The following is a 22,379-nucleotide window of genomic DNA, read 5'->3' on the forward strand; positions in this document are numbered from 1 at the left end:
GCAATGAAGCTGAGTGATTCGCTGGCGCACAACAAGTCGATTTTGTTGCAGGCCGAGGCACAAGACTGGCAGCAGGCGGTGAAAATCGGCGTCGATCTGTTGGTGGAGGCCGGTGTGGTAGAACCTCGCTATTTCAATGCCATTCTGGCCGGTGTTAAGCAGTTTGGCCCGTACTTTGTCTTGGCCCCGGGGCTGGCAATGCCCCACGGCAGGCCGGAGGAGGGAGTGTTAAAAACCGGTTTTGCGCTGGTCACGCTGAAAACGCCGGTTCGTTTTGGCGATGAGGACAACGACCCGATCGATATCCTGATCACCATGGCGGCGGTGGATGCCAAAACGCATCAGGAGGTCGGCATCCTGCAGGTGGTTAACCTGTTCGAAGATGAGGCCAACTTCGATCGCTTGCGAGCCTGCCGTACACCACAGCAGGTACTGGATCTGATAAACCTGACTTCTGCCGCTGCGGCAGCCCACTAAGGAGAGCAAGCAAGATGGCAAATACTTTACCAATGTTGCAGGTTGCGCTGGATAACCAGTCAATGGATGACGCTTATCGCACCACGCGTCTGATCGCCAATGAGGTTGATATTATTGAGGTTGGCACCATTCTGTGCGTGGCCGAAGGGGTACGTGCGGTGCGCGATCTGAAAGCGCTTTACCCAGACCGAATCGTGCTGGCGGATGCCAAAATCGCCGACGCTGGTAAAATCCTCTCGCGCATGTGCTTTGAGGCTAATGCGGACTGGGTCACGGTGATCTGCTGCGCTGATATCAACACCACCAAAGGGGCGCTGGCGGTAGCCAAAGAGTTTAACGGTGATGTGCAGATCGAGTTGACCGGTTTCTGGACCTGGGAGCAGGCACAGGAGTGGCGTGACGCAGGGATCCAGCAAGTGGTTTACCATCGCAGCCGCGATGCGCAGGCCGCCGGAGTGGCATGGAGCGATGCGGATATCACCGCTATCAAACGTCTTACCAGCATGGGCTTCAAGGTGACCGTGACCGGCGGTTTGGCCTTGGAAGATCTGCCGCTGTTCAAGGGCATTCCTATTCACGTGTTTATTGCTGGCCGCAGCATTCGCGATGCCGCGGATCCCGTGGCCGCTGCCCGCGAGTTCAAACGTACTATCGCCCAACTGTGGGGATGATGCTTGCCCCTCACCCCAACCCTCTCCCACAGGGAGAGGGAGCTGGTACGGAGCTGCGTTTAGGTACAAGAGTCATTCTGTTGCATGGTATAGGCAGGGTAAAGTAGTCAATTTGTGGCAAGTACGACGCCTTGCGAATTTATGGCTGCACGCAGTTGTTAAAATGTGGCGCGTTCGGTCCCCCTCTTCCATAGGGAGAGGGAGCTGGTACGGAGCTGCGTTTAGGTACAAGAGTCATTCTGTTGCATGGTATAGGCAGGATAAAGTAGTCAATTTGTGGCAAGTACGACGCCTTGCGAATTTATGGTTGAGCGCAGTTGTTAAAATGTGGCGCGTTCGGTCCCCTCTCCCACAAGGAGAGGGAGCTGGTACGGAGCTGCGTTTAGGTACAAGAGTCATTCTGTTGCATGGAATAGGCAGGATAAAGTAGTCAATTTGTGGCAAGTACGACGCCTTGCGAATTTATGGTTGAGCGCAGTTGTTAAAATGTGGCGCGTTCGGTCCCCTCTTCCATAGGGAGAGGGAGCTGGTACGGAGCTGCGTTTAGGTACAAGAGTCATTCTGTTGCATGGTATAGGCAGGGTAAAGTAGTCAATTTGTGGCAAGTACGACGCCTTGCGAATTTATGGTTGAGCGCAGTTGTTAAGATGTGGCGCGTTCGGTCCCCCTCTTCCATAGGGAGAGGGAGCTGGTACGGAGCTGCGTTTAGGTACAAGAGTCATTCTGTTGCATGGAATAGGCAGGGTAAAGTAGTCAATTTGTGGCAAGTACGACGCCTTGCGAATTTATGGTTGAGCGCAGTTGTTAAAATGTGGCGCGTTCGGTCCCCTCTCCCTGTGGGAGAGGGTTAGGGTGAGGGGCGCTACACTTGGCTTAACCTATTGATCTGCTCTAAAACTACGCACCATAACCCATCATTTTCAGCAACTGCTGCGCCTGCTGCACCGCTTCCTGCCGATGTGCGACCCCCAGTTTCTGGTACAGATTACGGATATGGGTTTTGATGGTGGTGGCCGCCACGGCCAGTTCCCCGGCGATCTGATCGTTGCTGTAACCGGAGTAAATCAGGCCCAGCACCTGCCATTCACGCTGTGTCAGCGGGCTGGTGCGGATCAATTCTGGCACTTGTGGGTGAGTTAGCAGCTTATCGACGAAGTTCTCGTCAAAATGGGCGAACTTGTGCCGGTGGTGCTGGTTGATATCGCGCAGAATGCGCTGGGCGCGATGCTGTTCCATTTCCGGCAGCGTGTTGAGCTGGATCAGTTGACGCAGTTGCTGCGCCATGGCCTCTCCCTCGATCACAAAGTGGCTGATAAACCCGGTACGGTTGGCCAGCGAAAGTGATTCTATCAGCGCGCGCTGGGCATCCGCTTTGCGGTCCATCTGCCAGTAGAGTTGGTTGCTGAGCAGTAGGTTACGATTGAGATCGCTCACCAACCGCAGGCGGCGGGCATTTTCGTTCAGCTCGTCTAACACCACTTCAGCTTCTTCGTACTGCCCAAGCAGGATCTGCACGCGGGCGATATTACGCCATTGCCCCTGCATAAAGTGGTTGTTGGCCATCCCCGGTTTTTCGGTATGGCGCAGCCAATTGGCCGCTGCGGTGGTATCACCGGTCATCTGCCAGTGGATCACCCTTGGTTTATCGGCATTGGTCAGCCAGTCCCGGTGATACTGTGAGCCATGCAGCAGGACTTCGCTGCGCAGCAGATGAGCATTGGCATTATCCAGATCGCCACGCGCCAGCGAGCATTTCGCCAACATCGCCAGGCATTGCAACTGCTGCTGCGGCTGGTAGTTAGCCAACACCTTCAGCCCTTCACGTGCGGCTTCTTCGGCTTCGTCCAACCGTGACCATGACCAGAGCACCTGTGAGCGGATGCGCAGCAGGAATTCGTGCATCGGTAACTGCTCCAGATGCTGTTCACGCACCAGTTCGAAGGCCTTATCCTGCGTTTCATAGGCGGCTTGCAGGAACCCTTGCGCGATCAGAATTTCGCTCTGCTGTAACAGTGCCCACAGCGCATAGTGGTAAGCCTGATGGCGACGAGCCATCTGTTCGGTCTGCTGCATCATGGGCAGAGCCCGTGCCAGCTCTCCTTTGCAGTGGTGAACCTCACCGGTGACGGAGGTGGCCACGATGCGGCTGTAATAGCTGGATAGCGGCAGGAATTTCAGCGCCTCGGTGGCCAGGCGTTCGGCCTCTTCCGGTTTACCGGCGTTGATCGCCACCTGAGCACGCAGCGCGTCAAATTCAGCATGCAGAGTCTGGTCAATGACGATCTTTTGCTGGAGCATGGCCTGTTCGGCGCGTTCCAACTGGGTGTTCACTTCGCTGTAACGGTGCTGGCTTTGTGCCAGCCAGGCTTGCAGCAGGGCCAGTTTCGGGTTCTGGATCAGCCGTTCGTACGGCAGAGCATTCAGACACTCTTCCAGCAAGGCCAGTTCGCTGTGATGGAACAACGACCAGGCATGTTGCAACAGGATATCGCGCAGCATGCTGACATCGCTGGCCGCCAACGCATGGTGAATGGCTTCCGCCGGGTAACCGAGCGCCAACCAACCTTCCGCTGCCGCATGGTGCAGGCCTGGCAGTTCCAGCGCCAATTCCCACTGGCAACGCTGGCGCAGGAACGAGGCAAATAGCGGATGGAAACAGAACCATTCGCCGGTATCGTCCATGCGGTGAATAAACAGGCCTTGGCGTTCAAGCTCTTCCAGGCGCTGCTGGCCGTTGTCTTCCCCGGTCAGGCGAACGATCAACGCGTCGTTCATCGAACGCAGCACCGAGCAACGTAACAGAAATGCGCGGGCATCGGCATCGACGCGATCCAGCACCTCATCCACCAGATAATCGGACAGGTGGCTGGCGTTCAGCCCGGCCAGACGTTTGGCAGATTGCTGAGCGGAAGAGGTGGACTGACGGGCGGAGAGTGCGATCAGCTGCAAGGCGGTTGCCCAGCCTTCCACTTCGTCACACAGACGGCTGCTGTCATTGTGCTCCAGTGGGGAGGTAAGGCGGCAGTCAAAGAACTGTTTCGCCTCCTGGTGATTAAAAGCCAACTGGCGCGTGCTCAGCTCTAACAGCTGGTCGCGTACGCGAAGATTGGCAATCCCCAGGGGAGGCAGGGTGCGGGAAAGGATCAGCAGCGTCAGATTTTCGGGCTGGTGGCGTAGGAAGAAGCGCATCGCCTCATGGATCTGGTCATTGGTGATCAGGTGGTAATCGTCGATCACCAGGTACAGCGGCAGGTGCCAGTCAGACAGCTCGATAAACAGCTGAGCAAACAGCGCCGAAAGATTAGCGTATTGGTGTTTTTGGCTTAATGCCTCGCTTTTCACGCAGTGGCCAGCGGTGGCCTGTTGCAGCGCAGCGATCAGATAGCTGGCGAAGCGCTCCGGCTGGTTGTCGCTCTCGTCCAGGGAGTACCATCCCAGATCCGATTTGCCCGCAGCCCATTGTGCCACCAGCGTGGTCTTACCGTAGCCTGCCGGGCAATTGACCAATGTCAGGCGATAGTTCGCCGCACCGGCCAGCTTCGCCAGCAGACGATCGCGTACCACGGTATTTTGCAGCCGTACCGGACGGCTCAGTTTTGATGGGATCAGCATAATATTCCAGGTGTAAAGTGCGGTTCCCGCCGCCGAAGGACTGCCCGAAGGAATTTATTTTACCGTGTTCCTGTCTCGGGACCGGGTTGAGTTAATTATTTTGTAGCTCGTAATTAATCCCCCTCTTTAACTTCGAACATCGTCAACGGTAATGCAACAAGCTTGCGCTTTGGCTTGAAGTTAAATTGCTATTGATCACACTTTTTTATGTTTGCCCCCGGTTCCGCTCTAACTGCGCTTTACATCGCGCCTGATTACTCTCAGAAATTACCCTGTTTTTCGGTTGTTAGTGGACAAGTACAAAACTTCATCAGCTATCATAACTGTGCTAACGTCCTGAGGTTTGCCGTCGATTTTATGCTCACCGGTGATATCGATGGGCTTTCTTACCGCACGCAAGGGGGCTTAAAAAGTGCCTGAGATCACAGTTTCAGCTACGCCCCAATCCTCCTCCCCAGCTAATCCCCAGGCGGGATGATGCCATTGCGGGTTCTCCCCGGCACGATAGTGAAAAAATTGGCCCATTTACTACCCAATGGAACTCAAGTTGCCGCTTGAAAGACGACGGGTACACCGGATAGAGAGTTTTACCTATGTCACAGCCTATGCTCAAAAAGGACGTTTTTCTGGCTGCACTGACTCGTCAGTGGCAGCGTTTTGGCCTCAGCTCCGCACAGCAGATGACTCAGCATCAATGGTGGGAGGCCGTAAGTGCCGCTCTCGCCGAACAGCTGGCCGCGCAGCCTGCGCCGCGTAAAAGCAGCAAGTCGTTGCGCCATGTAAACTACATCTCGATGGAATTCCTGATTGGCCGCCTGACTGCCAACAACCTGATCAACCTCGGCTGGTATGACACCGTTAAGGCGGCGTTGGCAGAGCAAGACGTCAAGTTGGCAGATTTGTTGGAGCAGGAAACCGATCCGGCTTTGGGTAACGGTGGGCTGGGGCGTTTAGCCGCTTGCTTCCTGGACTCGATGGCCACGGTGGAGCAACCGGCTACCGGCTATGGGCTGAACTATCAATACGGGCTGTTCCGTCAGTCGTTCAAAGAGGGCCATCAGCAAGAGGCACCGGATAACTGGCAGCGCGAGAGCTACCCGTGGTTCCGCCATAATGCTGCGTTGGCGGTGGATGTCGGGATTGGTGGCAAGATAGAGAAACTGGCCGATGGCCGCGAGCTGTGGCACCCGCAGTTTACCCTGCGTGGGGAAGCTTGGGATCTGCCGGTGTTGGGCTTCCGTAACGGGGTCACCCAGCCGCTGCGTCTGTGGCAGGCAACGCATACTCATCCATTCGATCTGGGGGATTTCAACGACGGCAAATTCCTGCAGGCGGAAAAGCAGGGCGTAGAAGCCGCCAAACTGACCAAGGTGCTCTATCCGAATGACAACCATCAGGCTGGCAAACGCCTGCGCCTGATGCAGCAGTATTTCCAATGTGCCTGCTCGGTGGCCGATATTCTGCGTAAACACCATCTGGCCGGGCGCAAGATTGAAGAATTGCCGAAGTACGAAGTGATCCAACTCAACGACACCCACCCAACCATCGCCATTCCAGAGCTGCTGCGTATTCTGCTCGATGAGCATCAACTGGATTGGGATGCAGCCTGGGCGATCACCAGCAAGACCTTTGCCTATACCAACCACACCCTGATGCCGGAAGCCTTGGAGTGCTGGGATGAGAAACTGGTACGCAGCCTGCTGCCGCGCCACTTCTCTATCATCAAGCAGATCAACGCCAACTTTAAGCGGTTGGTAGACCAACACTGGCCGGGCGATGAGGCGGTGTGGGCCAAGCTGGCAGTGCACCACAACAAGCAGGTGCGCATGGCCAACCTGTGCGTGGTCAGCGGTTTTGCGGTGAACGGTGTGGCTCAGTTGCACTCGGATCTGGTAGTCAAAGATCTGTTCCCGGAATATCACCAGCTGTGGCCGAACAAATTCCACAACGTCACCAACGGCATTACGCCGCGCCGCTGGCTCAAGCAGTGTAACCCGGCATTGTCAGGCCTGATCGATACCACCCTGAAAGTGGAGTGGGCCAACGATCTTGATGCGCTGAAGGGGTTGGAAAAATACGCCGAAGATGCCGCTTTCCGCGAGAAGTATCAGCAGATCAAGCGTGATAACAAGGTGATCCTGGCCAACTACGTGCACAGCGTAATGGGATTGACGCTCAATCCAGATGCGATCTTCGACGTGCAGATCAAACGCCTGCACGAGTACAAGCGCCAGCATCTGAACCTGCTGCACATTCTTTCGCTGTATCGCCAGTTGCGGGATAACCCGGATCTGGACATCGTGCCACGCGTATTCCTGTTTGGTGCCAAAGCTGCGCCAGGTTACTACCTGGCGAAGAACATCATCTATGCGATCAACCAGGCCGCAGAGAAGATCAATAACGATCCGATCGTCAAAGATCGCCTGAAAGTGGCCTTCATTCCTGATTACCGCGTTTCTGTCGCTGAACTGATGATCCCGGCGGCGGACATTTCCGAGCAGATCTCCACCGCCGGTAAAGAAGCGTCGGGTACCGGGAATATGAAGCTGGCGCTGAACGGCGCACTGACCGTGGGCACGCTGGACGGAGCTAACGTCGAGATCGCCGAGCAGGTCGGCGAGGACAACATCTTTATTTTCGGTAACACCGTGGAGCAGGTTAAAGCGCTGTTGGCCAAGGGTTATGATCCGCTGAGCTATCGCAAGAAAGACAAGCACCTGAAAGCAATCCTGGACGAACTGGCCAGCGGCGCATTCAGTCATGGTGACAAGCACGCTTTCGATATGATGCTGCACAGCCTGTTGGAAGGCGGCGATCCGTATCTGGTGCTGGCGGACTTTGCTTCCTACTGCGAAGCTCAACGGCAGGTCGACAAACTGTACCGTGACCGCGACGAATGGACGCGCCGCACTATCCTTAACACCGCGCGCGTAGGCATGTTCAGCTCGGATCGTTCGATCCGTGACTATCAGCAACGCATTTGGCAAGCCAAGCGTTAAGGAGTGCGAATGAGTAAAGGTATCGATCAGGTAGCAGCCCAGGCTGGGATAGCTGCCGATTACATCAATGCCCATGGCCAACGACAGGCAATTTCGCCGGAAACCAAACGCAAGCTGTTGGCGGCGATGAACCCCGCGTCGTTGCAGCCGTCAACGGCTCCCTTGCCGTTGGTTAAAGTCTTTTATCATGGCAACCCGGTGGCGCTGCCGCTGGGGGGGGAGGGCGAGTTTCAGTGGGTATTGTTGCGTGAGGACGGTAGCCAGCAAGAGGGCCGCGCCAGTGCGCATAAAACCCTAACCCTGCCGGGCAAGTTACCGCTGGGTTATCACCAGCTCACTGTGTCACAGGGGGAGCAGCAATGGGCCTGTCGGCTGATTGTCGCCCCCAAGCGTTGCTACGAGCCGGATGCATTGTTGACCGGCAAGAAGCTGTGGGGAGCCTGCGTACAGCTCTACACGCTGCGTTCCGAGCGTAACTGGGGTATTGGCGACTTTGGCGATTTACGGGCAATGGTCGGTGAGGTGGCTGAACGCGGTGGCGCCTTTATTGGGCTCAACCCGATCCACGCGCTCTATCCGGCCAGCCCGGAAAGCGCCAGCCCTTATAGCCCGTCTTCTCGCCGCTGGTTGAACGTGGTGTATATCGACGTCAACGTGGTGGAGGATTTCCAGCTCAGCCAGGCCGCGCAAAAATGGTGGCAGAAGGCTGCGACGCAGAAGCTGTTGGCCAAAGCGCGTAGTAGTGAGCTGGTGGACTACAGCACGGTAACGCAGTTGAAGCTGGCGGCGTTGAAGCTGGCTTTCCCGCACTTCCAAGCCCGTAAGCCGCAGGATGCGCTGAAGCAGGAATTTGAACGCTTTGTCGGTGAAGGGGGCAGTAGCCTGTATCAACAGGCAACGTTTGACGCGTTACATGCCCATCTCAGTGCCAAAGACAGCACTATGTGGGGATGGCCAGCCTGGCCGGAGGAGTATCGGCAGGGCAACAGCCCGGCAGTGGAAACCTTCTGTAAGCAGTATGAGGATGAGGTTACCTTCTACCTGTGGCTGCAATGGTTGGCGGCCAGCCAGTTTGCCGAGTGCTTCGGCCAAAGCCAGCAGTGCCAGATGCCGATTGGCCTGTACCGCGATCTGGCGGTCGGGGTGGCAGAGGGTGGGGCGGAAACCTGGTGTGAACGCGAGCTGTATTGCATGCAAGCCTCGGTGGGTGCTCCGCCGGATATTCTTGGTCCGCTGGGGCAAAACTGGGGCCTGCCGCCGATGGATCCACATGTGATGGTCGCGCGGGGTTATCAGCCGTTTATCGATTTGCTACGCGCCAACATGACCAGCTGTGGCGCCTTGCGTATCGATCACGTGATGGCGATGCTGCGTTTATGGTGGATCCCTTATGGTGAAACGGCCGATCACGGCGCCTATGTGAAATACCCGGTTGACGATCTGCTGGCGCTGTTGGCCTTGGAGAGTCAGCGCCATCGTTGCATGGTGATTGGGGAGGATTTAGGGACCGTGCCGGTGGAGATCGTCGGCAAACTGCGTGATAGCGGCGTCTATTCCTACAAGGTACTGTACTTCGAGCACGATGCGGAGAAGCAGTTCCGTGCGCCGCAGTCTTATCCGGTGCAGGCAATGGCGACTATTACCACCCACGATCTGCCAACGCTGCGTGGCTATTGGCAAAGCGGAGACCTGACGCTCGGCAAGCGACTGGGGTTATACCCGGATGCGGAAGTGCTCAAGGAGCTGTTTGCCGATCGTGAACGGGCCAAACAGGGGCTACTGGACGGGCTGCATCGCTACGGCTGCGTACCGCAAAAGGTCGGCAAGAAAGCGTCATTGTTGAGCATGAGTCCGTTGCTGAACCGGGGTCTGCAACGCTATGTGGCAGACAGTGCCAGCGCGTTACTGGGTCTGCAACCGGAAGACTGGTTGGATATGGCGGAACCGGTGAATATTCCAGGCACCAGCGATCAGTACCCGAACTGGCGGCGTAAGCTGAGCCATACCCTGGAAGCGATGTTTGACGATGTTGAGGTCAACCGTTTATTGAAGGATTTGGATAAGCGACGCAGAAAGGTTTCGGTAGGCTAAATGCATCGGGGGCGGATTAACCGACCCCGATGGCGATAGGCAGGGCGCAGAACGGAATTGCGCCCTGATATTTATCAGTAGTAGGAGTGTTCGCCGCGCTGGTGCTCGGTGAGATCGCGCACGCCTTTCAGTTCCGGGAACTTTTGCAGCAGCTCTTTCTCGATCCCTTCTTTCAGAGTGACGTCGACCATTGAACAACCGTTGCAACCGCCGCCGAACTGCAAGATGGCCAGCGCGTCGTCGGTGATTTCCATCAGCGTCACGCGGCCACCGTGGCCAGCCAGCTGCGGGTTGATCTGCGATTGCAGCACGTATTCTACGCGCTCCATCAGTGGCGCATCGTCGTCCACTTTGCGCATTTTAGCGTTCGGCGCTTTCAGCGTCAGCTGTGAGCCGAGCTGATCGGTGACGAAGTCGATTTCGGCGTCGTCCAGATAAGGCGCGCTCAGCTCATCGACGTAAGCGGACAGCTTCTCGAACTTGAGTTCGGTATCTGTCGCTTCCACCGCGTCTGGCGGGCAATAAGAGACACCGCATTCGGCCGTCGGCGTACCCGGATTGATCACGAATACGCGGATTTGGGTGCCTTCTTCTTGGCTTGCCAACAGCTTGGCAAAGTGTTCCTGTGCAGCATCTGTTATACGGATCATAGCATTAGCTCAATAGTTGACTTCTATAGTAGGTTATAATACGCCCATTGCCGTGGTACTACAACGTGCGGCAAACGCACCAAATCTGCAACGATGCGACGCCTTGCTTCTGTAATAGTGTAGCGATTTCTGCCATGGTGCTGCCAGTAGTAACCACATCATCCAGCAGTGCCACATGCATCCCTGCCAGGTTATCATCACAACGGAAAGCACCACGCAGATTACGCCGCCGCAGGCGCGCTATCAATTGCTGTTGTGGCGCGGTTGCCCTGATGCGGCGCAATGCTGCAGGGCGATATTCGCAGCCCAACCAGCGGGCTAGTGGCTGGGCTAGCAGATCGCTTTGGTTATAGCCACGCCGCCAACAGCGTTTATCCTGCAAGGGTACCGCTAAAATCACCTCCGGTCTGTTCAGATGTTGCTCTCGGTGCGCTTGCAGCCAATGCAGCAGGATCAAACGAGCCAGAGTGGGAGCCAGTGCGGGTGTCTGCTGGAATTTGAAATTTTTCACCAGGGTGCTGATGGGCGGGCGATAATCCGAAACAAAGACCAAGGCTTGCCAAGGGGGCGCCTTTTGCAGACATCGCCCGCAAGGCTGATGGGGATCGCCACTGGGCAAGCCGCAAACTGGGCAGCAACAAGGTTTGGTGGGCAACGTACGCAGGCAGTAGCTGCAGATGCCCTGTTGCATCAGCTGTAATGGTTGCCGGCATAGCCAACAGCGGCTGTGGATTGGTAGCATAGTCACCTCCCCCTTTTTAATACTCAATGAATTTCGAGTTGTGTAAAACGCAACCGCTTGAAAGGCGATGAGCAAGGACAATAACTGATGACAGAGCTGTATTGGCAAACCTTGGGTGAAGGCGATCGCGATCTTGTGTTGCTGCACGGATGGGGACTGAATGCCGAAGTCTGGGGTTGCACGTTGGAGCGATTGGCTCCGTATTTTCGCCTACACCTGGTGGACTTGCCTGGCTATGGCCGCAGCCAGGGCTATGGGGCCGTCTCGTTAACGGAGATGGCGGAGATACTGCTGGCCGCCGCGCCCAAGCAGGCTTATTGGCTGGGGTGGTCACTTGGCGGGCTGGTAGCCGGGCAAATTGCCCTTATGCAGCCTGAGCGGGTAACCGGACTGATCACCGTGGCTTCTTCGCCTTGCTTTACGGCACACGATCCGTGGCCTGGGATCCGTCCAGAGGTGCTCAGTGGCTTTCAGCAGCAGCTCAGCCATGATTTCCAGCGCACCGTGGAGCGCTTCCTGGCGTTGCAAACGTTGGGCACGGAAAGCGCTCGCCAAGATGCGCGCCAGTTGAAAACCGTGGTGCTCAACCAGCCGATGCCGGGCGTTGAGGTGCTTAACGGGGGCCTGGAGATGCTACGTACCGTGGATCAACGCCAATCAATGGCGGCACTGACGATGCCGGTACTGCGTATTTATGGCTACCTTGACGGGCTGGTGCCACGCAAAGTGGCTAGCCTGCTGGACGAATTGTGGCCGAATTCCACCTCGGAGGTGATCGCCAAAGCGTCCCATGCGCCGTTTATCTCTCACCCAGAAGCATTCGCTAACATTATTAATCAATTTGTTGTAACCGAGTAATGGCGCGGTCTGGCGGCGATATCTCATTGATTACAGATTATAAAAGCACAAAGCGGCGGTAAATTATTAACCAATAAGTGGATAAAAACTAAACCTGTTCGATACTTGAAGGGGTAAATGCGTGGCTACAAGGTGAATATGGGCTTATCAATTTTCACCTTGGCGATTTGTTTCTGGGCAGAGAGAGCTTCGTCAGGGAAAGCAACGAAGCTGTTAGACGTCGCAGTAGCCAAGCTCGATGACGCATTTCTTGTTAGTCGCTTTCATAAAAACTAGTTTATCCATTGAGAGGTATTATCATGAAATCATTGAAGATGATCGTTGCGGCGTTGATTGTAGGTTCAGTGTCTTTCGGTTCGATGGCTGCAACTTTGCTGACCAAGGAAGACCTGGCTAAGGATCCGAGCAAGTACGAGAAAATTGGTACTGTGACGTCGACCGCTCAGGCGACAGACCCAATGGACTTGAAAGAAGAGCTGTCCAAGCTGGCCGATGAGAAAGGGGGCCAATACTATGTCGTGCTGGCGGCTCGCGAACACGGTAAGTTCAGCGCAGTAGCTGAAGTGTATAAAGACAAGAAATAATCCTCAAACGAGGGGCGCAGGTAACTATCGCGCCCCTGTATTCACTCCTTCAAACGATAAATCACCGTTTGACAAGCCAACCCTTCCGGACAACTTTTGCAGCCGCCACTCAGGCATTCGCTGCTATCGAGTTCAATACGTTCAACTTTCCCCATTGCGGTCAAACGTTGCAGCATTGCCTCAACCAATGGCAAGGGCGTTGCCAGTTGCTGACTCAGCTGTTGCGCCTGAGCGCTGCCCCGTAGGGCAAGCGCATCACGGATTTGCAGCAGGCTGGCCATCAGTGGCAGTCACCCGAACTTTGACAACAGGACGCCGAGGTGGCGCTACGCAAACGGATCGTTACGCGGCTACGTGCCTTGCGCAAGCCCAAGAGCACCAGGGCATTGAACAGTAGCACGATCAGGATCGCCGTCGCGCTGTATTGTGGATGTTGGCTGAAGGTCGCTGCCTGATAGAACAGCGTTGCCAGCGAATAGGCCACGTTCAGCCCCCACAGGATGGAGAAGGTCATCCAACCCCGGCTGGATTCACGTGCAATGGCTCCCATCACTGAGACGCAGGGAACGTACAGCAACACGAAAATCAGATAGCTGTAGGCAGAGATTGAGGTGCCAAATTTGCTACTCATGACGCCCATTGAGCCCACGCCCATCTCACCATCGCCCTTGCTGGCTTCGATAGGGTTGGAGAGTACGCTCAGGCTGAAGGTGTGCTTCAGACCCTGCCAGGTTTCATTGACGGCGGCACCGAGTTCATCAAGCAGATTGAAGTTGGCGGCATCAAAGTGCTCATTGGTGATGTTCTCTGCGGTGTACAGCGTGTTGAGCGTCCCGACCACCACTTCTTTGGCCATCGCCCCTGTCACCAGCCCGACGGTCGCCTGCCAGTTATCACTGTGTACGCCCATGGGTTGCAACAGCGGAGTCAGCACCTTGGAGACTGAGGCCAGCGCTGAATCATTGATGCTGTCTACCGGCTGGCCGCTGAACGAGAAGCTGTTCAAGCCGCCAATAAAGATGCTGGCAATGACGATCACTTTCCCGGCGCGCAGCACGAAGCCTTTCAGGCGCTGCCAGGTTTGCAGTAGCAGGCTTTTCAGATGTGGCACGTGATAAACCGGCAGCTCCATCACGAACGGCGATGCTTCGCCGCGCATAATGGTGTATTTCAGCACCAGGCCGGTGAGGATAGCCACCACGATGCCTAGCATATACAGTGAGAACACCACGCCCGCGCCATCCTTGCCGAAGAAGGCCGCGGCGAATACGGCAAAAATTGCCAAACGTGCGCCGCAGGACATAAAAGGGGCCATCATGATGGTGATCAGGCGTTCGCGTGGGGCATCCAAGGTGCGTGCGCCCATAATGGACGGCACATTACAGCCAAAGCCGACGATCAGCGGCACAAAGGATTTACCCGGCAAGCCGAGCGCCTGCATCAGGCGGTCCATCACAAAAGCCGCTCGTGCCATATAGCCGGAGTCTTCCAGGAATGACAGAAACAGATACATCATGCCGATCTGGGGAACCAGCGGCAGCACGGTATTGATACCGCCGCCCACGCCCTGCGCCAGAAAAACGGTCAGCCACTGCGGGAAATGCAGGGTATAACCGACCCACTGGATGCCCTGAATAAAGATGGCCGCCGAACCGAGATCGAAGATCGGTTGCAGTGCGCCGCCGATGTTGATCGCCAATACGAACATGATGTACATCACCAGCAGGAAGATGGGCACCCCCAGCCAGCGGTTGAGGATCACCCGATCCAGCACTTCCGTCAGGCGGTTTGGCAACGCCAGCTTGGAGTTACTGGCCGCATCGCAGATAGTGGCGATCGACTGGTAGCGGGCATCAGCAATTACCAGCGCGGGATCTTCCTGCTGCTGTTGTTGCAACGCTAACCTGGAATGTGCCAGCAGCTCGGTGGCTTTCCCGGCTAACTGATGGCTATAGATGTCGCCCTCCAGCATTTGCAGGGCCAACCAGCGCCGCTGTTCGGTGGGCAACTGTTGAGGCATGGCCTCTGTCAGCGTAGCGATTTCGTCCAGCAGCAACGGCGGATAGGTCACCAGCGCTTTTAACTGGTTGAAACGGTGATTGTCGATGGTCTGTTTCAGCAGCCCAATGCCGTCGGCCTTGGTAGAAACCATGGATACCACCGGGCAGCCAAGGCGCTCGGCCAAGGCGACGACATCGATCTCAATATTCTGGCTTTTGGCAATATCCTGCATGTTCAACGCCACGATGCACGGAATACCCAGCTCCAGCAGTTGCAGCGTCAGGTAGAGGTTGCGCTCCAGGTTGGAGGCATCGACCACGTTGATCAGCATATCCGCATCGCCGCCCAGGATGTAGTGACAGGCGATCTGCTCATCCAGCGAGGTTTGTTCGGAGATGGTGGTGAGCGAGTAGGTGCCTGGTAAATCCACCAGCGTGACCTGCGACTGCGGCGTCGTAAACTGGCCCTCTTTACGTTCAACCGTCACCCCAGCCCAGTTACCGACCCGCTGGCGTGCTCCGGTGAGCTGGTTGAACAGCGTCGTCTTGCCCGAGTTCGGGTTACCGATTAAGCCAATAGTGATTTTTTTCATAAACCAACGTGATATCAGTGAATTAAGTATCGGCCGTGTTTGCACACGGCAACTGCCTGAGGCGGGGACAGCGCGTTACGCTTGGCTATCTAGCAGGATCAGGTCTAAATCTTTTTTCCGCAGTACCAGGCTAACGCGGCGAGTCTTTATTTCTATTGGATCGCCAAACGGTGCCACGCGTACCACGTCAAACTGCGAGCCGGGCAGCATGCCAAGCGACAGTAATTTTTGGCGGTAGGCCGGGCTGATCTCGTTGGAGAAGCCGGTGATTTTATAGGTATGTTTAGGAAGCAGCTGCATATCGCCTTCTCAATGAGTTGGGAATTCCTACGGGAATGCCACCTTCAGAACATTTGCTGCCCAGACTACCTGTGAAAAGGTGTATGGGGCCAGGAGCGCCGAGCCAAAAACAGAGCACTGAATACACAGAATCATAGTGATAACAATTATCGTATTCAATACGGAATGTATGGGCAATTGTAAATGCTGTCATATCTGCAATGTACGCCTTGCCAGCCCTAGTTTTAGCACTAAGCCCAACGTACTGCAAATGAGCGCAAAAGGTTAATTAAGTTGCAAATTTGTGCATTTTCTTGCGGTAATGAAACAGTTGTAGCCCTTTTGGTGCGGCTGAAAGTTTCATGGGGCAGATCTGGCAACATCGCTTGCTGTAAATGAGAGGGGTAAGTATTTGTGTTTACGGCACAATCGACGGTCTGAAACGGCGGTGTTAATGAGGGTGTTAACAGCGGAGTATTTTTACCGGAGTGGGAGATGAAGGCGATGACGCGAAACAGGACGACAAAAAAATCGCCATTTTATTGCGGCAGGTCAAAATTGTCGGGGTGGCGCTAGAAGGACAACTGGCAAAAATGCCTTCATTTCTGCCATCACTCACCAATAAACGTCACTGGCACAGCCGTCGTCAACCAGACCCCATTATCAGCCTGATAAAATTTAAAGCCATTTTGGTACATTGCCAGGGCATCAATGGTTAACACAACAGGCTTGCCATGCCGTTGGCCAACGGCGGTCGCTGTAGTGATATCAGCGGATAGATGCACATACTGACGGGAGCCAGCGAGCAATCCGTCTTGATGAATTGAAGCGATAAAACGTGTTGCCGTGCCATGGTAAAGGTACTGTGGCGGGGTCTGTTCCTCATAGCGGATATCAACCTGTTTTGAGGAGTGCCCTTGTACAGCGCGGATATAACCACCATCATCAGAAATAGAGAAGCGCTTCTTGTCACTGTTCTCTACAACCGATCTGATTAGAGGCCGATCAAGTATCCTACCCTTTTTAGCTGCACAGGCGATAAGCGAGTCTAGATTCGCCCATCCTTCACTGTTTAGCGTTAAACCGATAGATTCTGGTTGGTGGCGTAATACATAGCTTAAAAACTTGCTTACGTCTTGATTTTGATAACTCATTTCACATTCCTTGTCGTTAGTATCCGTATATTACTGGGTAATCTATGGCTGGTGTAAATGAAGAGAGCAATTTTGCTGGTGCTATGTAAGGTGGGATGTCATCCCCGAGCTAGTGGATTGATGACTAACTTACCTACGAATCCCAGAAGTCCATAGTTGAATACATGTATCTCATCGACCGTAATAAATCCGCGCTGTCTCTTGATCGCAGAACCGATCAAGAGACAGCCGAAGGAGGGGATAAGGGTTTATCCCCTCAGCTCATTATTTCTTGCCAAATGCAGCGGCCAGCGCGTCACCCATAGCGCTATTACCTGCCGGAGTGCTGTTGCGTGGTTTAGGCTTATTAGCTGCAGGGCGTGAGTTTTTATCGCGAGCTGGAGCGCTATTATTGCCCCCGCCACGGCGTGGTGAACCTTCACCCGGTTGCTCATCAAGGCGCATGCTAAGCGCGATACGCTTACGCTGCAGATCCACCTCCATCACCTTCACCTTGACGATATCGCCGGCTTTCACCACGGTATGCGGATCTTCAACGAACTTGTCTGCCAATGACGAGATGTGCACCAGGCCGTCCTGATGGACGCCAATATCAACAAAGGCACCAAAGTTGGTGACGTTGGTGACCGAGCCTTCCAGGATCATGCCCACCTGCAGGTCGTTGAGGGTTTCCACCCCTTCGGCGAAGGTAGCCGTTTTGAATTCCGGGCGTGGGTCGCGGCCCGGCTTTTCCAGCTCTTTCAGGATGTCGGTGACCGTTGGTACGCCGAATTTCTCATCGGTAAAGTCGCTGGCTTTCAAGCTGCGTACCGCGCTCGGGTTGCCCATCAAATCTTGCAGAGCCTGGCGGGTTGCGGCCAGAATGCGTTCTACCACCGGATAGGTTTCCGGGTGAACGGTTGACGCATCCAGCGGATTATCGCCGTGGTTGATGCGCAGGAAGCCCGCACACTGCTCGAAGGCTTTTGGCCCCAAACGGCTTACTTTCAGCAACTGTTCACGGTTGCTGAAGCGGCCATTCTCATCACGCCAGGTGACGATATTCTGCGCCATCATACGCGTCAGGCCAGCGACACGGGTCAAGAGCGGTACGGAGGCGGTGTTCAGGTCAACGCCAACGGCGTTCACACAGTCTTCCACCACCGAGTCCAGCTTCTTGGCTAACTGGCTTTGGCTGACGTCGTGCTGGTATTGGCCCACGCCGATAGATTTCGGATCGATCTTCACCAGCTCGGCCAGCGGATCCTGCAGACGGCGGGCGATAGAAACCGCACCGCGCAGCGAAACGTCGAGGTTTGGGAACTCCAACGCGGCCAGCTCGGAAGCGGAATACACCGAAGCTCCGGCCTCGCTGACGATCACTTTCTGGGCTTTTACTTCTGGGAACTGCTGTTGCAGCTCGGCAAAGAAACGCTCGGTCTCGCGGGACGCGGTACCGTTACCGATGGCAACCAGCTCAACCTTGTGTTTGATACATAGCGCGGCAACGACCGCAGCGGCTTTGGCTGCCTGCCCGGTGTGCGGATAGACGGTATCGGTGGCAACCAGCTTGCCGGTGGCATCCACCACCGCCACTTTAACGCCGGTGCGCAGGCCAGGATCCAGGCCCATGGTAGCGCGCATACCAGCCGGGGCGGCCATCAGCAGATCGTGCATGTTGCGGGCGAAAACGTTGATCGCTTCGTCTTCCGCGCGCTCACGCAGGGTGCTCATCAGCTCGGTTTCCAGATGCAGCAACACCTTGATGCGCCACGTCCAGTTAACCACGGATTTACGCCAGGCATCTGCCGGCGCATTGTTCAGGCGCAGGTTGAGATGGTTGGTGATAATCAGCTCGCCCTGGCTTTCACGCGGGGTTTCTTCAAATTGCGGATCGGCGTTCAGCGCCAGTTGCAGCACGCCTTCATTGCGGCCACGGAACATTGCCAGTGCACGGTGCGAAGGCACTTGTGCAATCGGTTCGTGATGATCGAAGTAGTCGCGGAATTTCGCGCCTTCCTCTTCTTTACCTTCGACAACCTTGGACACCAGATGGGCGTTTTTCCACAGGTAGTCACGCACCTTGGCCAGCAGGGTCGCGTCTTCGGCAAAGCGTTCCATCAGGATGTAGCGTGCGCCGTCCAGCGCCGCTTTGACGTCTGCCACGCCCTTCTCGGCATCGACAAACCCTTCTGCCAGCTGTTCTGGCTGCTGTTGCGGATCTTGCCACAGGGAGTCTGCCAGCGGCTCCAGACCGGCTTCAATAGCGATCTGCCCACGGGTGCGGCGTTTCGGTTTGTAGGGCAGGTAAAGGTCTTCGAGTTCGGTTTTGCTTTGCGTGGCGTTGATTGCCCCCGCCAGCTGTTCGGTCAGTTTACCCTGATCTTCAATGGACTTGAGGATGGTTTGGCGGCGATCTTCCAGTTCACGCAGATAGCCCAGACGAGTCTCCAACTGACGCAGTTGGGTATCATCCAGGCCCCCGGTGACTTCCTTACGATAGCGTGCGATAAACGGCACGGTATTACCTTCATCCAGCAGACGGATGGCGGAGTCAACTTGCTCCGGGCGGGCCTGCAGTTCGGTTGCAATAATGCGGCTCAGTGGATCAGTCATAAGTCAGGTATCTGTTGGCAGCGATAATCGATAGGGGGATAGTTATACGTTTTGCAGGGGGAAAATGCCAGTCCAGAGGGCCGAGGTTTTGACGGGCGCAGCATGCAGCGCCCCTACGGTCTCAACTATTCTACGTCTTTGATATATTCGATCTCGTTGACCGTCCAGTAGGCAATCCCCGCCGGGGTCTCAACCGTGGCCGTATCCCCCACCTCTTTTTTCAGCAAGGCGCGGGCCATTGGTGAGTCGATGGAGATGTAGTCTTTACGGCCAAAGATTTCGTCGTAACCCACGATGCGAAAGCGTTTGGTATCGCCATCGTCATTCTCGATCTCTACCCAGGCCCCAAAGAACACTTTGCCCGCCTGCTGTGGCGAATAATCGACAATTTTCAGCTGCTCGAGGCACTTGGTGAGATAGCGCACCCGGCGATCGATCTCACGCAGCCGCTTTTTATTGTATTGGTAATCGGCGTTTTCACTTCGGTCGCCCAGGCTGGCGGCCCAGGTGACTTTCTTGGTCACTTCCGGGCGGTCTTCACGCCACAGAAAATCCAGTTCTTTTTTGAGCTTGTTGTAACCCTCACGGGTGATCAGCAATGTTTTCATTGTCATCCATCATCGAATCACAGGAGCAGTGGGCATTCTCGCATAAAGCAGCCACCATATCCGTTGGCGTTTTTTTTATAAACCTGAGGTACACTGCCAATTCGCCAGTCTTGCGGTTTTCTGCCAAGAGTGTACATCATACGCAGCGGGAAGTTTTTACCGATCAGCGGCCCCGGTTTAAGTGAAAATTGTTGATATTTGGGCAAAAGAATAATCTTTGTAACAATTTCGTCTAGAATATATACCATTAAACGCTGTCAGTAATGATGGAGTTTTTGAACAATACGAGGCTGTTGCCAAATAGCCGCCAGCGGTGCCAATGCATAAGTGCGGGCCACAGTCTAGAATCAGGCAATACAGCCTTTGGGAGTCAGACAATGCAAGAGAATCACAAGATTCTGGTCGTCGATGATGACATGCGCCTGCGTGCGCTTTTAGAGCGTTACTTAACCGAACAGGGCTTCCAGGTTCGCAGCGTTGCCAACGCTGAGCAAATGGATCGTTTGCTGACGCGTGAGTCTTTCCATCTGATGGTATTAGACCTGATGTTGCCAGGTGAAGACGGGCTGTCCATTTGCCGTCGCCTGCGCAGCCAAAGCAACCCGATGCCGATCATTATGGTGACCGCCAAGGGTGAAGAAGTGGACCGTATTGTCGGGCTGGAAATCGGTGCCGATGACTATATCCCTAAGCCGTTCAACCCGCGTGAACTGCTGGCTCGTATCCGTGCCGTGCTGCGCCGCCAGGCCAACGAACTGCCGGGTGCGCCTTCTCAGGAAGAGGCGGTGATCGCCTTTGGTAAATTCAAACTGAACCTCGGCACGCGCGAGATGTTCCGTGAAGATGAACCTATGCCATTAACCAGCGGTGAGTTCGCCGTGCTGAAAGCCCTGGTCAGCCACCCACGTGAACCATTGTCGCGCGATAAGCTGATGAACCTGGCCCGTGGCCGCGAATACAGTGCGATGGAGCGTTCCATCGACGTGCAAATCTCGCGCCTGCGCCGCATGGTTGAGGAAGATCCGGCACATCCACGTTATATCCAGACCGTTTGGGGTCTTGGCTACGTCTTCGTTCCGGACGGCAGTAAGGCATGAGGCGATTACGCTTTTCACCGCGTAGCTCGTTTGCCCGAACTTTGCTGTTGATCGTCACCTTGCTGTTCGTCAGCCTGGTGACGACCTATCTGGTGGTGCTTAACTTCGCCATCCTGCCCAGTCTGCAGCAGTTCAATAAGGTATTGGCGTACGAAGTTCGTATGCTGATGACCGATCGGCTGCAATTGGAGGACGGTACCTTGCTGGAGGTGCCGCCAGCGTTCCGCCGCGAGATCTATCGCGAGCTGGGCATTTCGCTTTATACCAACGCGGCTGCAGAAGAGAGCGGCCTGCGCTGGGCGCAACACTACCAATTCCTTAGCCAGCAGATGGCGCAGCAACTGGGTGGCCCGACCGACGTCCGCGTCGAGGTGAACAAAAACTCCCCGGTGGTCTGGCTGAAAACCTGGTTGCAGCCGGATATCTGGGTACGCGTTCCGCTCACCGAAATCCATCAAGGCGATTTCTCGCCGCTGTTCCGCTACACCTTGGCGATTATGTTGCTGGCGATAGGCGGCGCCTGGCTGTTTATTCGCATTCAGAACCGCCCTCTGGTGGAGCTTGAGCATGCTGCCTTGCAGGTAGGCAAAGGTATTATTCCGCCGCCGCTACGTGAGTATGGTGCCTCTGAGGTGCGCTCGGTAACCCGGGCCTTCAACCAGATGGCCTCTGGGGTGAAGTTGCTGGCCGACGATCGCACGCTGCTGATGGCGGGAGTCAGTCACGACTTGCGCACACCGTTGACGCGCATCCGTCTGGCGACGGAAATGATGAGCGAGCAAGACGGTTATCTGGCGGAGTCGATCAATAAAGATATCGAAGAATGTAACGCCATCATCGAGCAATTTATTGATTACCTGCGTACCGGCCAGGAGATGCAAACCGAAATTTGCGATTTGAACTCCATTCTGGGCGAAGTGGTGGCCACCGAAAGCGGCTACGAGCGGGTGATTGAAACCGATATTCTGCCGGGTGAGCTGATGGTGGACGTGCATCCGCTATCGATCAAACGTGCGGTGGTGAACATGGTGGTGAATGCGGCGCGCTATGGCAACGGCTGGATCAAGGTCAGCAGCGGGCGCGAACTGCAGCGCGGCTGGTTCCAGGTGGAGGATGATGGCCCCGGTATCAAGCCGGAAGAGCTGAAGCACCTGTTCCAACCTTTTGTACGTGGCGACAGTGCGCGTAGCACCAGCGGCACCGGGTTGGGGCTGGCGATCGTGCAGCGCATCATTGACGCTCATGCTGGCGTGCTGGATATCGGCACCAGCGAGCGCGGTGGGCTGCGTATCCGAGCTTACCTCCCATTACCGATCGAGAAGAAAGAAACTGCCAGCGGGACTCCTCCAGCCAAAGAGAACGCCTGATA

The 22,379-nt window shown here is 55.4% G+C and carries 17 protein-coding genes; 8 read left to right on the top strand and 9 right to left on the bottom strand.

Translation table 11 applies throughout. The features are described from left to right. Nucleotides 1-3: 3 nt before the first annotated feature. Nucleotides 4-477, top strand: coding sequence for a PTS ascorbate transporter subunit IIA (gene ulaC / locus ACKWMY_RS10835; RefSeq protein ID WP_074030268.1), 474 nt, complete (start codon nucleotides 4-6; stop codon nucleotides 475-477). Nucleotides 478-491: 14 nt separating this feature from the next. Then, nucleotides 492-1,148 carry a 3-keto-L-gulonate-6-phosphate decarboxylase UlaD gene (locus tag ACKWMY_RS10840; RefSeq protein ID WP_029710879.1) on the top strand — a complete coding sequence of 219 codons (657 nt, stop codon included), beginning with the start codon at nucleotides 492-494 and terminating at the stop codon, nucleotides 1,146-1,148. An 897-nt stretch (nucleotides 1,149-2,045) separates the two neighbouring features. Here the strand turns inward: ACKWMY_RS10840 and malT are convergent. Continuing rightward, on the bottom strand, nucleotides 2,046-4,760 hold the full coding sequence (gene malT / locus ACKWMY_RS10845) for an HTH-type transcriptional regulator MalT (RefSeq protein WP_024527593.1): 2,715 nt from the start codon (nucleotides 4,758-4,760) through the stop codon (nucleotides 2,046-2,048). Nucleotides 4,761-5,353: 593 nt separating this feature from the next. Between malT and malP the strand changes: the two genes are divergently transcribed. Further along, entirely contained in the window at nucleotides 5,354-7,759 is a 2,406-nt protein-coding gene (malP, locus tag ACKWMY_RS10850; RefSeq protein WP_074030270.1) for a maltodextrin phosphorylase, read from the top strand. Between the two features lie 9 nt (nucleotides 7,760-7,768). Next, nucleotides 7,769-9,850 (top strand): 4-alpha-glucanotransferase, encoded by a 2,082-nt coding sequence (malQ, locus tag ACKWMY_RS10855; RefSeq protein ID WP_074030271.1) that lies wholly within the window; start codon nucleotides 7,769-7,771, stop codon nucleotides 9,848-9,850. 74 nt (nucleotides 9,851-9,924) lie between these two features. On the opposite strand, the gene nfuA is transcribed toward malQ, so the two are convergent. Both nfuA and gntX read right to left on the bottom strand, forming a co-directional pair. Further along, nucleotides 9,925-10,500, bottom strand: a complete 576-nt coding sequence (gene nfuA / locus ACKWMY_RS10860; protein ID WP_065684007.1) for a Fe-S biogenesis protein NfuA — start codon at nucleotides 10,498-10,500, stop codon at nucleotides 9,925-9,927. A 58-nt stretch (nucleotides 10,501-10,558) separates the two neighbouring features. Continuing rightward, nucleotides 10,559-11,242 carry a DNA utilization protein GntX gene (gene gntX / locus ACKWMY_RS10865; protein WP_074030273.1) on the bottom strand — a complete coding sequence of 228 codons (684 nt, stop codon included), beginning with the start codon at nucleotides 11,240-11,242 and terminating at the stop codon, nucleotides 10,559-10,561. 87 nt (nucleotides 11,243-11,329) lie between these two features. On the opposite strand from gntX, the gene bioH reads away from it, so the two are divergent. Further along, nucleotides 11,330-12,100, top strand: a complete 771-nt coding sequence (bioH, locus tag ACKWMY_RS10870; protein WP_409486285.1) for a pimeloyl-ACP methyl ester esterase BioH — start codon at nucleotides 11,330-11,332, stop codon at nucleotides 12,098-12,100. A gap of 299 nt (nucleotides 12,101-12,399) precedes the next feature. After that, nucleotides 12,400-12,684 (top strand): YdgH/BhsA/McbA-like domain containing protein, encoded by a 285-nt coding sequence (locus tag ACKWMY_RS10875; protein ID WP_024527587.1) that lies wholly within the window; start codon nucleotides 12,400-12,402, stop codon nucleotides 12,682-12,684. Nucleotides 12,685-12,725: 41 nt separating this feature from the next. Here the strand turns inward: ACKWMY_RS10875 and ACKWMY_RS10880 are convergent, their stop codons facing one another. From ACKWMY_RS10880 to greB, 6 genes are all read right to left on the bottom strand, one after another. Continuing rightward, entirely contained in the window at nucleotides 12,726-12,965 is a 240-nt protein-coding gene (locus ACKWMY_RS10880) for a FeoC-like transcriptional regulator (RefSeq protein ID WP_024527586.1), read from the bottom strand. Further along, nucleotides 12,965-15,277, bottom strand: a complete 2,313-nt coding sequence (gene feoB, locus ACKWMY_RS10885; RefSeq protein WP_024527585.1) for a Fe(2+) transporter permease subunit FeoB — start codon at nucleotides 15,275-15,277, stop codon at nucleotides 12,965-12,967. The genes ACKWMY_RS10880 and feoB overlap by 1 nt, the downstream gene beginning before the upstream one ends. A gap of 75 nt (nucleotides 15,278-15,352) precedes the next feature. After that, the gene (gene feoA / locus ACKWMY_RS10890; protein WP_024527584.1) at nucleotides 15,353-15,577 is read right to left on the bottom strand and encodes a ferrous iron transporter A; all 225 of its coding nucleotides are present in this window, start codon (nucleotides 15,575-15,577) and stop codon (nucleotides 15,353-15,355) included. Between the two features lie 590 nt (nucleotides 15,578-16,167). Next, nucleotides 16,168-16,710, bottom strand: coding sequence for an RNA 2'-phosphotransferase (locus ACKWMY_RS10895; protein ID WP_211135832.1), 543 nt, complete (start codon nucleotides 16,708-16,710; stop codon nucleotides 16,168-16,170). Between the two features lie 264 nt (nucleotides 16,711-16,974). Continuing rightward, nucleotides 16,975-19,305: a Tex family protein gene (locus ACKWMY_RS10900; protein WP_024527582.1), complete on the bottom strand. Its 2,331-nt coding sequence runs from the start codon at nucleotides 19,303-19,305 to the stop codon at nucleotides 16,975-16,977. 125 nt (nucleotides 19,306-19,430) lie between these two features. Next, on the bottom strand, nucleotides 19,431-19,913 hold the full coding sequence (gene greB / locus ACKWMY_RS10905; protein WP_024527581.1) for a transcription elongation factor GreB: 483 nt from the start codon (nucleotides 19,911-19,913) through the stop codon (nucleotides 19,431-19,433). Nucleotides 19,914-20,290: 377 nt separating this feature from the next. On the opposite strand from greB, the gene ompR reads away from it, so the two are divergent. Together ompR and envZ are read left to right on the top strand one after the other, a co-directional pair. Next, nucleotides 20,291-21,010: a two-component system response regulator OmpR gene (gene ompR, locus ACKWMY_RS10910; protein WP_004709363.1), complete on the top strand. Its 720-nt coding sequence runs from the start codon at nucleotides 20,291-20,293 to the stop codon at nucleotides 21,008-21,010. Further along, nucleotides 21,007-22,377: a two-component system sensor histidine kinase EnvZ gene (gene envZ / locus ACKWMY_RS10915; RefSeq protein ID WP_024527579.1), complete on the top strand. Its 1,371-nt coding sequence runs from the start codon at nucleotides 21,007-21,009 to the stop codon at nucleotides 22,375-22,377. The genes ompR and envZ overlap by 4 nt, the downstream gene beginning before the upstream one ends. The last annotated feature ends 2 nt before the right edge of the window (nucleotides 22,378-22,379 follow it).

The organism is Serratia sp. J2 (assembly GCF_046269175.1).
Taxonomy (GTDB): domain Bacteria; phylum Pseudomonadota; class Gammaproteobacteria; order Enterobacterales; family Enterobacteriaceae; genus Chania; species Chania fonticola_C.